The sequence below is a fragment of the Streptomyces sp. NPDC002092 genome (assembly GCF_053593775.1).
Genome location: NZ_JBSFDG010000006.1, coordinates 277,465 through 291,360, shown reverse-complemented (window position 1 = coordinate 291,360; position 13,896 = coordinate 277,465). Strand labels below are relative to the sequence as shown.

General features: G+C 69.6%; 8 protein-coding genes. 4 read left to right on the top strand and 4 right to left on the bottom strand.

Annotation, left to right across the window (positions count from 1 at the left end; genetic code table 11):
* Window positions 1–457 precede the first annotated feature (457 nt).
* Window positions 458–2,512, top strand: a complete 2,055-nt coding sequence (locus tag ACWCRD_RS16355) for an alpha-L-fucosidase (protein WP_450966474.1) — start codon at window positions 458–460, stop codon at window positions 2,510–2,512.
* On the opposite strand, the gene ACWCRD_RS16350 is transcribed toward ACWCRD_RS16355, so the two are convergent.
* Window positions 2,496–3,311: a helix-turn-helix domain-containing protein gene (locus tag ACWCRD_RS16350; RefSeq protein ID WP_450966639.1), complete on the bottom strand. Its 816-nt coding sequence runs from the start codon at window positions 3,309–3,311 to the stop codon at window positions 2,496–2,498. The genes ACWCRD_RS16355 and ACWCRD_RS16350 overlap by 17 nt on opposite strands.
* An 82-nt stretch (window positions 3,312–3,393) precedes the next feature.
* Here ACWCRD_RS16350 and ACWCRD_RS16345 point away from each other — a divergent pair, with 82 nt between their 5' ends.
* Both ACWCRD_RS16345 and ACWCRD_RS16340 read left to right on the top strand, forming a co-directional pair.
* Window positions 3,394–4,215, top strand: a complete 822-nt coding sequence (locus ACWCRD_RS16345; protein WP_450966473.1) for a phytanoyl-CoA dioxygenase family protein — start codon at window positions 3,394–3,396, stop codon at window positions 4,213–4,215.
* Window positions 4,212–4,487 (top strand): hypothetical protein, encoded by a 276-nt coding sequence (locus ACWCRD_RS16340; protein ID WP_450966472.1) that lies wholly within the window; start codon window positions 4,212–4,214, stop codon window positions 4,485–4,487. Before ACWCRD_RS16345 ends, ACWCRD_RS16340 begins: the two co-directional genes overlap by 4 nt.
* 8 nt (window positions 4,488–4,495) lie before the next feature.
* On the opposite strand, the gene ACWCRD_RS16335 is transcribed toward ACWCRD_RS16340, so the two are convergent.
* From ACWCRD_RS16335 to ACWCRD_RS16325, 3 genes are all read right to left on the bottom strand, one after another.
* Entirely contained in the window at window positions 4,496–6,946 is a 2,451-nt protein-coding gene (locus tag ACWCRD_RS16335; RefSeq protein WP_450966638.1) for a SpoIIE family protein phosphatase, read from the bottom strand.
* A 525-nt stretch (window positions 6,947–7,471) separates the two neighbouring features.
* Window positions 7,472–10,126, bottom strand: coding sequence for an RICIN domain-containing protein (locus ACWCRD_RS16330; RefSeq protein WP_450966471.1), 2,655 nt, complete (start codon window positions 10,124–10,126; stop codon window positions 7,472–7,474).
* A 387-nt stretch (window positions 10,127–10,513) separates the two neighbouring features.
* The gene (locus tag ACWCRD_RS16325) at window positions 10,514–12,406 is read right to left on the bottom strand and encodes a propionyl-CoA synthetase (RefSeq protein WP_450966470.1); all 1,893 of its coding nucleotides are present in this window, start codon (window positions 12,404–12,406) and stop codon (window positions 10,514–10,516) included.
* Window positions 12,407–12,638: 232 nt separating this feature from the next.
* Here ACWCRD_RS16325 and ACWCRD_RS16320 point away from each other — a divergent pair, with 232 nt between their 5' ends.
* The gene (locus tag ACWCRD_RS16320) at window positions 12,639–13,892 is read left to right on the top strand and encodes a cupin domain-containing protein (RefSeq protein WP_450966469.1); all 1,254 of its coding nucleotides are present in this window, start codon (window positions 12,639–12,641) and stop codon (window positions 13,890–13,892) included.
* The last annotated feature ends 4 nt before the right edge of the window (window positions 13,893–13,896 follow it).

The following is a 13,896-nucleotide window of genomic DNA, read 5'->3' as shown; positions in this document are numbered from 1 at the left end:
CTCGGTGCGGGGTGTGCACCGTGATCGCGCAGACCGTACGGATGTCGCGGTCACGACAACAAGGTGGCGGTTGAATCAGGAACGTTCCTTTGCTCTTCCTGGGGCGTTCATGTGCTGTTACTGAGTAAGTCGTGGCCGAAATTCGGCCCTACCGTGGCTTGACCGACGTGGGTGCCTCCCGAAATCCAACCTCGGGCCGGCTCCACCGCGAGGAACCCGCGCCGAGCCGGCCGCCCAGCTTCCCGGAACGCTGATGTACGTCCTGCACCTGGTCCTGCGATAGATCCTATCTATAGCGCTCATTCGATGGGTGAGTAGGGCGTCACGTCTCCATGGGTCTCTCAAATACCGTGTCTGTTCCCTTCCTTGGGTCAATCTCGCCCCAGCTATAGACGCAGCCATCCTATGTCTCCTATAAATCCATCCGATGTCTCCCTCGATTCATGGAGCCGCACCCATGTCCTCTGCCTCCCTCAGCAGACGCTCTCTGATGAAGGCCGCCGCCCTTGCCGGGGGAGTGGCGGCCTTCGGGCTGCCGCAGATCCTGTGGCCCTCCACCGCCGAGGCGTACGCCGTCCCCTCGAAGATGGACTGGTGGTACCAGGCCAGGTTCGGGATGTTCATCCACTTCGGGTCCTACTCGCAGCTCGGCCAGGGGGAGTGGGCTTTCGACAGCCAGCAGTGGAGCAAGGCGGACTACCAGAGTCAGGTCACCAAGCAGTTCAACCCCACCCAGTTCAGCGCCGCCACCATCGCCGAACTGGCCAAGAACGCTGGCATGAAGTACCTCGTGATCACCTCCAAGCACCACGAGGGCTTCGCGATGTGGGACTCCGACGTCGCGGGGTTCACCGACACCACCGGCACGAGGCAGTACAACCTGCACGACTACAACGGCGTCCAGACCGACCTCCTCCTGGACCTCAAGAGGGAGTGCGAGAGCCGTGGCATCAAGTTCTGCCTGTACTACTCGATACTCGACTGGAACCACCCGTCCCAGACGGACCGTCACCAAAGCGGTCTCACCACGATGTCCTCGCAGGCCGCCCGCACCGCCTACATCGCCGATCTGAAGGCGCAGCTTCAGGAACTGCTGGACCGCTACGACCCGGCACTGCTGTGGTTCGACGGCGACTGGTTCGGCGAGCCTTCCAGCCCCACCCTGGAGGACTGGTGGCTGAAGTCGGACGGCATCGACCTCTACAACTGGCTGATCGCCCGCAAGCCCGGCCTCATCGTCAACGAAAGGGTCAAGCGGGACCACGGTCTCGGCGACTACGCGGTCGCGGAGTTCGGGATCCCCTCCGCGCCGATGAGCCGGCCGTGGGAGCGGTGCGCCACCATGAACGGCGCGTGGGGTTACAACGCGGGGCGTGAGAACTCCTATCGATCCGTCAAGGACATCCTCCAGGAACTCATCACGGTGGTCTCCCGGGACGGCAACCTCCTGTTGAACATCGGCCCCAAGGGCGACGGATCGGTCACCGCCGGATCCCAGACCGTCCTGAACGGCCTGGCCTCATGGATGTCGACGCACAGCGACAGCATTCACGGCACCAGCGGCAGCCCGTTCGCCACCGAACCCTCATGGGGGAAGGTCACCAAGAAGGACGGCAAGCTCTTCGCCCACGTCTTCACCTGGCCCACGAACGGCCGGCTGCGGATCCCGGCGATCGACAACACGATCAGCCGCGTCTACCTGCTGAACAACCCCTCGGTGTCACTCCCGTACACCGTCACCGACCAGATCGACGTCACCGTGCCGGCCACCGCGCCGAACGCCGACGTCCCCGTGGTGTGCGTCGAGGTCCAGGGCATGCCCGTGAGCGTTTCCGCGGCGGTGACCTCGGACGTCAACTACGAAGGTGCCCGCGCCGTCCTGCCGTTGGGCAGCTACACGTCCTCCCAGTTGTCCGCCGCCGGCCTGGCGCCCGCCACGGCATCGTCCGTCCTGGTACCCGACGGCTATCAGGTGACGGGCTACCTGGGCGACAACTTCACCGGCACCGCCTGGACGTTCACCTCGAACACCCCCGACCTTCGGGTCACCGGCAACAACGACGTCATCAGATCACTGAAGGTGACGTTCCGGCCCGACAAGTACTTCCGCCTGACCAATGTCACGAACCACCTCGTGCTGGACAGCGGTGGCGACGTCGCGAGCGGATCGAACCTCAAGCAGTGGGAGGCGGTGGACAGCACCAATCTCCAGTGGCAGGCGGTCGAACTCGGGAACGGCTACTACCGGCTCGTCAACCGCACCAACGGCATGGTGGCCGACGGCTGGGGCGCCACCGGCAACGGCGACCCGGCCCGGCAGAAGGCCTGGGACGGCGGCAACACCCAGCAGTGGCAGATCGTCCACCGCGGGCAAGGCCGGTACTCGATCGCCAACCGCAGTACGGGACTGGTCCTCGACGGCGGCGGAATGGTCGCCGAAGGGGCCGTGACCAAGCAGTGGGCGTGGCAGCAGAGCACCAACCTGCTGTGGATGTTCAGCCCGGTCGGCTGACCGGCGCCGCCCCGGTGGCATCCCTGATGTCCAGCCCCGCGAGGGCGTGCGCACGTACGTCACGTGGGCTGGCGCCGAGTTCACGGCGGCAGGCCTTGTTGAAGGCCTGGAGGTCGGCGATGCCCACGGCCGCGGCGATGGCGGTGATGGAAAGGGTGGACGACAACAGGAGGTGGCGGGCGCGTTGAAGGCGTCGGTGCCGGATGTACGACACGACCGTGAGTCCGGTTTCGGCACGGAACACGCGCGTCAGATGGGTGTGGGAGATTCCGACGGCGTGAGCGACCTCCGGTACGGACAGCGGTCCGGCCAGGTGTTCCTCGACGTAGGCCTGTGCGGCGGCCACGAAGGGGTGGCGGCGCCCGGCTCCCTCGCCCCTCGGCAACTCGGCGATGCGCCACAGAGCGGTCCAGACCTCGGCCGTGGCTCGCGGGGGAGAGGTCGGCATGGCCGTGACGGCGTGTCGCAGCAGATCGGCCAGGCGGGTGCTCTCGGCCGCGGCGTCCTGCATCACCGGCACCACCCGCGCGGTTCCGCCGTCGGGCAGCCGCAGATGGACGTAGAAATGCTCCGACCTGCCCCGGTAGTGAAAGTGCACCTCGGTGTTCGGTGGCACCAGGCTGACGTGGCCGGGGCGTATGGGGTGGACCGACTGCCCGAGGGACAGGGCACCCTCGTAGTGGTAGAGGTGCAGCTGCCACAGGTCGGGCAGCCGGAAGACGTCGTGGGCGGTGGAGACGCCGTGAACCCCGATACCGGCAGCGACCACGGTGGGCGTCTCGTCGAGCCGTAGCGTCACATGCTTCACGAGGTCGGAAAACTACCAGCACTGGACGATTTCAGCCCACGACCGAGCCGGACTCGGCACGTACGTTCGTCGCATGTCAACCAGTAAGCAACTCCTGACATCGGTTCAGGTGGCGCGCTTCGTCGCGCAGGGATACCTGCGCCTGGACGGGGTGGTGCCGCAGGAGATCAATGAAGGGGCCATCGCGGCCCTGACCGAGGGCCTGCCGGAAGTGTCCTACGGCACCCCGCTGGGCGGGGCGTTCGCGCCGGACACCTTCGTCCACGAACTGCTCGCCCTGCCGGTCGTCGCGGGCGCCGTCGAGAGCCTGGTCGGCCCCGAGCCCACCGTCGACCACCATGCGGTTCATGTGCGCGAGCCGCACGAGGGACAGGCGCAGCCGCTCCACGCAGACGCGATCATCGATGTGCGGCCGGATGCGTTCGACATCCAGCTCATGTACTACCCGCACGAGGTGACCGCCGAGATGGGCGGCACCCTCAGCGTGCCCGGAAGCCATCTGCGCAGGATCAACGAGACGGACGTCGGCCGCGTCCAGAACCTCAAGGGCCAGACCCGTCTGACCTGCCCGGCAGGCACGGTCGTTCTCTTGCACCACGGCATCTGGCACGGTGGCCGCCGCAACGACACCGCGGGCCGCCGCTACATGTACAAGCTCCGCCTCAACCCGACCGTGCCGCAGGTGCGTCTGTGGGACCTCTCCGATCTGCACGACCCCGCGGTGACCGCGGAACTCAACACGTACTTCCCCTGGTACGAGTGGGCCACGGGCCGACTGGAGGTCCACAACCGGGTCCTGCTGTGGCGGGCCCTGACCGGTGACGACTCGTTCGACGTCGAGTACTGGGTCACGCGCGTCAGCAACCGGCCGACCCTGAAGAGGAGCCACGCATGAGGCAGCAGGTTCTGGTCCTCTACCTCGCCACGTCCGCGCTGGACTCTCCCGTGGTGGGCTGGTCCCGATACGACGGGACCGGCCGGACCCGTCCGACGACCGGTGACAGCGACGAGCCGCCCTACGCCACAGGGCTTGCCGCACTGCACGACGGGTGGCGTCTGTTCCAGGCCTCCCAACTGCTGCCACCGCAGCCCGGCCACGAGTACGACGTCTCCTTCCTCAAGCACGAGTTCTTCTTCGAGAAGGTGGAGGACGGCTTGGGCCCTTGATCCGGCGATCAGTGCGGCTGCTCGTCGAGGGACTGCGCGCACCAGATCGTCTTGCCGTTGGTCGTGTGCCGGGTGCCCCAGCCCTCGGTGAGCTGGGCGACGAGCAACAGGCCCCGGCCGCCCTCGTCGAAGGCGCGGGCCCGGCGCAGGTGCGGAGCGGTGTTGCTGGCGTCGGAGACCTCGCAGATCAGGGAGGTGTCCCGGATCAGCCGCAGCGTGATCGGCGGCTCGCCGTATCGGATCGCGTTGGTGACCAGCTCGCTGACGACCAGTTCGGTGACGAAGGCGGCCTCCTCCAGGCCCCAGGCGTCCACCTGGTCGACGGCGAACTTCCTGGCGAGCGGCACCTGGGCGGTGTCGGGCTCGACGTCCCAGTCGGCGACGTGGCGGGGATCCAGCGCGCGAGTGCGAGCGAGGAGCAGGGCGGCGTCGTCCGTACGGCGTTCGGGGAGCATGGCGTCGATCACCGTGTCGCACAGGGCCTCCAGTGAGGTGGCCGAGCGGTTCAGGACCGCATGCAGTTCGGCGATCCCTACGTCGACGTCGCGCTCGCGGCTTTCCAGCAGTCCATCGGTGTAGAGGGTCAGCAGGCTGCCCTCGGGCAGCTCCAGCTCGGTGGCCTCGAAAGGCAGCCCCCCGATGCCGAGCGGTGGCCCCGGATGGGCAGGTACCGGGCTCCTGGTGCCGTCCGGGGAGATGATCAGTGGCAGGGGATGGCCGGCGCTGGCCAGCGTGAGGCGGCGGGAGACGGGGTCGTACACCGTGTACAGGCAGGTGGCCCCGGACTCGCCCGTCGGCTGGAAGTCGCCGGTGGCCTGGAGGTCGCTGGCGAGGTGCAGGACCAGGTCGTCCAGGTGGGTCAGCAGCTCGTCCGGCGGCAGGTCCACGTCGGCGAGCGTGCGGACCGCCGTGCGCAGCCGGCCCATGCTGGCCGAGGCGTGCAGTCCGTGACCGACGACATCACCGACGACCAGGGCGACCCGGGCACCGGACAGCGGAATGACGTCGAACCAGTCACCGCCCACTTCCGCGCCGGTCCCGGCGGGCAGGTAGCGGGATGCCACCTCGACCGCCTCCTGGCTGGGCAGCCCCTGCGGCAGGAGGCTGCGCTGCAGGGTCAGCGCCGTCGTGCGCTCACGCGAGTACCGGCGGGCGTTGTCGATGGCGACGGCGGCCTTCGCGGTCAGCTCTTCGGCGAGGATCAGGTCGTCGGCGGTGAAGGCCTCGGGCCGGTCGAGGCGGGAGAAGGCGACGACGCCGAGCAGCGCGCCGCGGGCCCGGAGCGGCACGGTGATCCGGCCGGTCAGCCCCTCCGCGGCCAGGGACTCGTCGATCACCGGGTTGTCCGGCGGCCAGTGCGCCGGGTCAGCGGCGAGTCCGGGCCCGAAGGCCCATTCGCCGCCCTCGCCGGGCTCGGCGGCGAGCTGGACCGTGGACCTGCCCGTGGCCATGCAGCGGGCCGCGACAGAACCGGGAGTGTGGCCGACCGGCGGCGTGGGCCCGGGAGCGCGGTCGGTGTCCTCGTTCGCGCTGTGCTGGGCGGCACGGCTGAGCACGATCGTCTCGCCGGGGCCGAACGCGGACACGGAGGGCGGCTCCTGCCCACGCAGTACCTCGTCGAAGAGATCCACGGTGACGAGGTCGGCGAATCCCGGCACGGGAGTGTCGGCCAGTTCCTGGGCGGTGCCGATCACGTCGAGTGTCCGGCCGATGCCTCCGCTGGCCTTGTTGAGGAGGAGCAGGCGTTGCCGGGCCCAGTACTCGGCGCTCATGTCGAATCCCCAGTTGGCGACCGCGCGGACCCTGCCCTCGGCATCCCGGACGGGCCAGATGCTGGTGGCCCAGGCGTTGGCGTAGTTGCTGCCACGCGGCTGGAAGACCGTGATGAGACGCATGGGCTCGCCCGTCCTCGCCACTTGGGCGAGCGCGTCGGTGTAGGGCTTGTCGTCCCTTTCGGGGAACAGGGTGCGGTCGAATTCGGGGAGCACTTCGCGGTACTTCCTGCCGAGCACCTGCGCCTCTGTGTGCGCGATCACCCGGGCCGAGGAGGCGTTGATCCACAGGAACCGCAGATGGGGGTCGTAGACGCCCAGCGCGAAGGGGCTCTGCTCGAAGGCCCGATCGGCGATCACCGGGCGGCGTCCCCAGCGCTGGATGGTCAGCGCGTGGCCCAGCACCCGGCTGTCGGGGCCGAACAACGGGTGAGCGGCCACCACGGTGTCCAGCGTGGAGCCGTCCCGGTGGCGCAAGGGGAGGAAATCCGTGGGGTCGGGACCGGCTCCGTATCCCTCGGGGAAGCCGGGTGGCGGTGGATCGACCAGCAGATCGGCCACGGGGCGGCCGACGGTCTCCTGCGCCGTCCAGCCCAGCAGCAGCCGGGCCCCCTCGCTCCAGCCGCTCACCAAACCGTCGGGGCCCACCACGGCAACGGCAGTGGGGGCGTCCTGCTTGCCGGCCATCTCCACGCGCCATGCCTCCGTCCGGACATCCGTGCCCGTCAGGGCTGGTTTCCAGCGGCTGCCTCCAGCCTAGGTCGTCCCGCGGTCCACGGCGCTCCGGCCGGTGCGTACGGGCTGACAGGTGCCGGAGTGAAGGGGCTCGGGCCTTCGCGCCCCCGCTCGACAGCAGCCGCCATACGTCCCCGGAGGTGAGCCCGGCTCCATGCCGTACGTCACGGGGGCACCGGTCGGGGTCGGGGCGTCCCGGAGTACCGGGGCGGCGCGACCCCGAGCAGGTGCCGCGCCGCTTGACGAGTCCAGCCCGGCCGACCGCCTGCCAAGACGTGAGGCGGGCGTGAACCGGTGCAGGCATCCGACGGACTCCCCGATTCCCAGCGAGTCCGTCCAGGCCGTTCGCGGTGTCGCGGGCGGCCTGTTCGGCTCCTCCGGGGACGTCCTGAGCAGGGGCGCGGTAACCAGGTGGGCCGGGCCCTCATCCCTGGCGGGGCCGCAGGTCGTGGCTACGGCCCCCCTCGGGTGTCAGGGTCAGGACGACGGGTCGCCGTACAGGAGGCCGCGTCCGTTGGTGCCGATGTAGACGCGGCCGTAGGTGTCGGGGTCGCCGGTGATGACGCCTACGGCTCCGATGGCGCCCCACTGGTGGGCGTCGTCGTTGACGCGGAGCCAGGTGGCGCCCTTGTCGGTGGAGCGGAAGACTCCGGTGACGTTCTTGACGGTGCCGATCAGGTACAGCGCCTGATAGCCGGTGCCCGGCTTGGCCTTGCCGAAGCCGAGGGCGGAGGCGGACTGCACCGAGCCGAGCGTGATGAAGGTCCGGCCGCCGTCGGTGGAGTGCAGCAGCCCGTTGCCACCGCCGGAGATCCACAGGTCGCCGGCGACGCCGGGGACGGCGGTGAGCCGGCCGGAGGGCAGGTTGCCGGCCCGGGCGGTGAAGGTCGCGCCGCCGTCGGTGCTGGCGTAGAGCGTGCCACCGGACAGGGAGTAGAACGTGCCGGCCGAGGAACGGTCGGCGACGACCACGGCGTCGGTGCCCAGGCCGCCGACCCTCGACCAGCTCGCGCCCTTGTCGGTCGAGCGGTACGGGGCCTGGCCGGCCTCGGTCCACACGATGGTGGAGCCGTCCGCCGAGAGCGCGACATGGCCGTCCTGGGCGGCGGCCACCGGCTCCGCCGGGAAGCCCTTCCAGGTGCTGCCGCCGTCGGTGGAGTAGGCGCCGTCCTGCGCGCCGCCCCGGCCGACGCGGACCATCACCGCGGGGTTGGACTGGGCGAAGTCGATGTCGGTGCTGTTGCTCATCAGCGGATTCGTCAGCCGCCCGGAGGGCACCTTGGTCAGCGAGTCGTGCCGGAAGCCGCCCTGGTCGCCCATGGCGGTGATGACGGTGGCGCCGCCGGGCGGGGCGATCGCGTCCATCAGCGCGGTCTCCTCCAGCCCGCGGGCCCCGCTGCTCCAGTGGCTGGTGCCGCCGCGGTCGGAGGCGTTGGCGTCCTTGCTGCGCATGATGCCGTTGCCGGTGCCGTACAGCACGTGCCCGGAGTCGAAGGGGTCGATGGCCAGGGCGGTCATCCAGTGCCCGGTGCGGGTGCCGACGTAAGGCGCGGCGGAGGCGCTGCGGACCGACTTGCCGGCCAATGGCTTCCAGGTCGTACCGCCGTCGGTGCTGCGGTAGATCTCATCCTCGGGGTACCAGCGGTCGAGGGTGGTGACCATCACCGTGGACGGCTTGCGCGGGTCGACGGCCAGACCGGAGAACCCGTAGGACCCCTGGGACGGGGAGATGTTCTTCCACGCCCCGCTCGCCGGCGTGTACTTCCACACCGAACCGCCCGTCACGCCGTTGGGGCCGAGGGCGTCGGTGTACGTCAGGTACAGCGAGCCGTCACCGGAGACCACGCCGTGCTGCGGCAGCCGGCCGGTGGGCTGCCCGGAGACGGCCTGCCAGGTGTTGCCGCCGTCGGTCGAGCGGTACAGGGAGGTGGACTTGTCGTTCACGCCGACGTAGACCGTCCTGCTGCCGGCCGGGCCGTACGTCACGAAGGAGATGCCGGCGCCGCTGCCCGCCCCGTCCTTGACGGGGAACGAGGAAACCTGCCGCCATGTCACGCCGTGGTCGGTGCTGCGCCACAGGCCGTTCCTGCGGGTGCCCAGCAGCAGGGTGCCGTGGTGCGCGGGGTCGATCACGAGCCGTTCGCCCGCCCCGCGGCCGTCCTCGTTGCCGCCCACCTTGAAGGGCAGGTTCGTGCGCTGGAAGGTGCGGCCCCGGTCGGTGGAGCGCAGGATCGCGCCGTTGCCCGCCCACTGGTTGGTGTACGTGCCCGCCGAGAGGTAGAGCCGCCTGGGGTCGACGGGGTCGGTGGCCACCGCGTCGACACCGAGCAGGTTCCAGTCCTTCTCGCCGATCCAGTCGGTCAGCGGGATCCACTGCTCGGCCCCGGTGTCCCAGCGGTAGGCGCCGCCCATGTCGGTGCGCGCGTACAGCAGGCCCTTCTCCCGCGGGTTGAACACCAGCCCGGTGACATAACCGCCGCCCACCACCTGGGCGTTCTTCCACTCATACGGTCCGGCCGCGGCCGTGGTCCGCGCGGTGCCGGTCCCTTCCGCCTGGGTCCCGGCCGTCTTCACCAGTTTCCACTGCTGGTTGGTGCTGCCCCGGCTCGGATACTGGACGACTGCCGTGCCCTGGGCGGTGGAGCCTCCGAAGACGTCCAGGACCTGGCCGCTCCTGCGGGAGGTGAGGGTGACGGCGTCGGAACCGCTCACCTCCTTGATCTGCCACTCCTGGGAGGCGGCGGAACGGTCGGTCTGCTGCTCGGCGGCGGCCCCCTGAGCGGTGGAATCGCCTGCTATGCCGAGCACTTTGCCGCTGTTGCGGTTCACCAGCTCGTAGTAGCCGTCCCCGGTGGACTTCAGCTTCCACTGCTGGTTGGCGGTGCCCTGGTCGGCCCACTGCTGGATGCGCGTGCCGTCAGCGGTGGAGAAGCCGTTGACGTCCAGCACCTTGCCGCTGCGCACGGAGACCAGCCGGTAGTAGGCGTCGCCGTCGACCGTCGCGGCCTGCGAGTCCTCCTGCGCGTACAGGAGATACGGCACGAGGACGGCGGGCACGCCGAGCAGCAGACCGGTGGCGGTCCAGCGGCGGCGGTGACGCCCGCGGCGCCCGCCGTTCGTGGGGTGGTTCATGGAGGACTGTTCTCCTTGCATGCCGTTCATGAGCGGAAAGCCGGACCCCGGCCCTCGGAACTGGCCGGGTCTGCTTCCTTGTTGTCACGGGCCTTGCAAAGGGTTGCCGTGAGCAGGGAACTTTTTCGCACCCGGCAGCCGCAGCAACGCCCCGCCCGGCGCCGGCGCTCTCGACGGCACGCCTTGCGCCTGCGGAGCGGCTGCGGACCGCGGCCACCACGGCCAGCGCGCGGCCAGCGCCGCGGGGGGCGAAGACGACGATCCGCACCTGCTGACGGAGCCCGACGGGCGCTACCGCTTCCGGGGCGTCACACCGACCCGTACCCGATCCACGACCACGGCGGTTGAGCGGTTTTCGCTGAGGGACGACGTTCGGAGGAGGGTCGCTCACACGTGGTGACCGGGGCCGCGGCGCAGCACAGGGCGCAGGTCCTCGATGACATTCGGGTCGTCCACCGTGGAGGGGATGGGCTCGTCCAGGCCGTCGGCGATGCCGCGCATCGTCTTGCGCAGGATCTTTCCGGAGCGGGTCTTGGGCAGGGCCGGTACGACGGCGACCTCCTTGAGGGAGGCGACGGCGCCGATGTGTTCGCGTACGAGCCGGACGAGTTCGGCCTCGACCTCGGCCGGTTCGCGGCGGGTGCCCGCCTTCAGGACGACGAGGCCGCGCGGGATCTGTCCCTTGAGGGGGTCGGAGACACCGATGACGGCGCATTCGGCGACGTCGGGATGGGTGGCCAGGACCTCTTCCATGCTGCCGGTGGACAGCCGGTGGCCGGCGACGTTGATGACATCGTCGGTGCGCCCCATGACGAAGACATAGCCGTCGGCGTCGGTGTGCCCGCTGTCGCCGGTGAGGTAGTAGCCGTCGAAGGCGGAGAGATAGGAGCCGATGAAGCGCTCGTCGTCGTTCCAGAGAGTGGGCAACGCCCCGGGCGGCAGGGGCAGTTTGACGACGATCGCGCCGTCGACGCCGGGCGGCACGGGCTGCCCGGAGGGGTCCAGGACGCGGACGTCCCAGCCCGGCAGCGGACGGGTGGGCGAGCCGGGTTTGACCGGGGCGGCCTCGATGCCGACCGGGTTGGCGACGATGGGCCAGCCGGTCTCCGTCTGCCACCAGTGGTCGATCACCGGAATGTCGAGGAGGGCGCTCGCCCAGTGGTAGGTCTCGGGGTCGAGGCGCTCGCCGGCGAGGAAGAGGTAACGCAGGCGGGAGAGGTCGTACTCCGCGGCGAGGGCACCCTTGGGGTCCTCCTTCCTGATCGCCCGGAAGGCGGTCGGCGCGGTGAACATGGTCTTGACGCCGTACTCGGCGGCGACGCGCCAGAACTGGCCCGCGTCCGGAGTGCCGACCGGCTTGCCCTCGTACAGCACGGTCGTGGCGCCGGCCAGCAGCGGGCCGTAGACGATGTACGAGTGCCCGACCACCCAGCCCACGTCGGATCCGGTGAACATGGTCTCGCCCCGGCCTATGTCGTACACGGCGCCCATCGACCAGTGCAGGGCCACCGCGTAGCCGCCGCAGTCGCGGACGACCCCCTTGGGTTTTCCCGTCGTCCCGGACGTGTAGAGGATGTAGAGCGGATCGGTCGCGGCCACCGGCACACAGTCGACAGGCGTCGCGGTGGCGACCAGTTCGGCCCAGTCGAGGTCGTCCGGCCCCAACTCGGCCCGCTCCTGCGGTCGTTGCACGATCACACTCTTCTCCGACCGGTGTCCGGCGAGTTCGATCGCGCGGTCAAGGAGCGGCTTGTACGGGATGACCCGCTTGCCCTCGATGCCGCAGGAGGCGGAGACGATCACCTTCGGGGCGGCGTCGTCGATGCGGACGGCGAGTTCGGGCGGCGCGAACCCGCCGAAGACGACCGAGTGGATGGCACCGATGCGGGCACAGGCCAGCATCGCGACGGCCGCCTCCGGGATCATCGGCATATAGATGACCACCCGGTCGCCGTACCCCACGCCGAGCTGCGACAGGCCTCCGGCGAAGGCGGCCACCTCGTCCCTCAACTGCGTGTAGGTGTAGGTGCGCCGCGTGCCCGTCACGGGGGAGTCGTAGACGAGCGCGGGCTGATCGCCCAGGCCGGCCTCGACATGCCGGTCGAGCGCGTTGAAGCAGACATTGAGCCGCCCGTCGGGAAACCAGCGGTAGAAGGGTGCACCGGAGGAGTCCAGGGCGCGTTGCGGAGCGACATCCCAGTCGATGCCCTCCGCGGCCCTCAGCCAGAAGCGCTCCGGGTCTTCAGTACTGGAGCGGAAGAGATCCTCGTACGTTCCCATTGCGGACTCCTTGGCGGCCGGGGCAGGTGGTAACGGCGGGCAGAACGCTGTCGGGCGCAGGTTTTTTTCTACCGTCAGCACGTCGGGTCCGGCCAGCAGAACCCGCCTTGCCTTCAGATTCGGTCCGGCCCACGCGTAGAGGTGCGCACGGACCCTGAGAACTCTCAGGTACTGCCCTGCGGACGCCGCGCCTACGGTCCTGGTACTGCCGAGAAGTGAGGGGGACGGGCTGATGGCACTGCACGGTGACGGTGTGGACGGGACCTCCACCGTACGGGACGGGTTCACGCTCGCCCGGCTGATCGATCCGGTGAGTGAGGAGACCTTCCGGCAGGAGTACTGGGCCCGGCAGCCGCTCCTCGTCAGGCGGGGTGCGCCGGGTTACTTCGCGGAGTTGCTGACTCTGGCCGACATGGACCGGGTCCTGTCGCTCTCCAATGTCCGCGACGGCGACTTCCGGGTCGTACGGGACGGCAAGGAGACGCCCGTCAACCAGCTCAACTCCCGCCGGGGCGAGGGCGGCGCGCACGGTCTGGAGGTCCTCTACCAGCATTACCGGGAGGGCTCCACCGTGGTCGTCAACGCGCTCGAGCGGCGTTTCGCGCCGCTGCAGCGGCTGGCCTACGCACTGGGTACCGAGATCACCGCGCGCATCCAGGCCAACATCTATGTGACGCCCGCAGGGAACCGCGGCTTCAAGCCGCACTACGACACCCACGACGTCTTCATCTGTCAGGTGCACGGCAGTAAGAGGTGGCAGCTCTTCGGGTCCCCGCTCGACCTGCCATTGCGCAGCCAGCCGCACAACAAATCGCTGCCTGAGCCGACGGAGCCGCTCCAGGAGTTCGACCTGTGCGACGGCGACGTGCTCTACCTGCCGCGAGGCACCCTGCACGCGGGCACCTCGAACGACCGGACGTCTGTCCACATGACACTGGGCGTGCACCCGATCCTGTGGCACGACGTGTTCGAGGAGGCCATGCGCGGCGCCGCCCACGCCGATGTCCGCTTCCGCCACGGGCTGCCCCTCGGCTTCGGCTGGGACGAGGAGGCACAGCGCACGGCGCAGGAGACCGCGGCCCGGCTGATCGCGGCGCTGGCCGACCGGCTGCGGCCGCAAGAACTCGTGGAGGCGTCTTTGGCGCGTTCGCTGGTGCTGAGTCCGCCGGACCTGCTCGGCCATCTGGCCGACCTGGAGCACCAGGCCGAGGTGGAGGCCGACACCAAGGTGCGCCGGCGTGCCGGGCTGCCGTTCCGGCTGGTCGTGGACGGCGAGGTGGTCAACCTGGACTTCCACGGCAAGAGCGTGCAGCTGCCCGCGCACGTGGAGCCCGAGGTGCGCTACGTGGCGCAGAGCGGCGGAGCGGGGTTCACCGCGGCCGACATCCGCGGTGAGTTGGACGGGCCGGGGCGCCTCGTGTTGGTGCGGACCCTGGTCCGCGAGGGATTCCTCACCCTCGCCCAAGACAGTGACGCACTGTCATGACCAT

Excerpts from the sequence above, each read along its gene's own strand:
- ACWCRD_RS16325 (WP_450966470.1), bottom strand. The coding sequence starts at position 12,406 with ATGGGAACGTACGAGGATCTCTTCCGCTCCAGTACTGAAGACCCGGAG.
- ACWCRD_RS16345 (WP_450966473.1), top strand. The coding sequence starts at position 3,394 with ATGTCAACCAGTAAGCAACTCCTGACATCGGTTCAGGTGGCGCGCTTC.
- ACWCRD_RS16340 (WP_450966472.1), top strand. The coding sequence starts at position 4,212 with ATGAGGCAGCAGGTTCTGGTCCTCTACCTCGCCACGTCCGCGCTGGAC.
- ACWCRD_RS16330 (WP_450966471.1), bottom strand. The coding sequence starts at position 10,126 with ATGAACCACCCCACGAACGGCGGGCGCCGCGGGCGTCACCGCCGCCGC.
- ACWCRD_RS16335 (WP_450966638.1), bottom strand. The coding sequence starts at position 6,946 with ATGGCCGGCAAGCAGGACGCCCCCACTGCCGTTGCCGTGGTGGGCCCC.
- ACWCRD_RS16320 (WP_450966469.1), top strand. The coding sequence starts at position 12,639 with ATGGCACTGCACGGTGACGGTGTGGACGGGACCTCCACCGTACGGGAC.
- ACWCRD_RS16355 (WP_450966474.1), top strand. The coding sequence starts at position 458 with ATGTCCTCTGCCTCCCTCAGCAGACGCTCTCTGATGAAGGCCGCCGCC.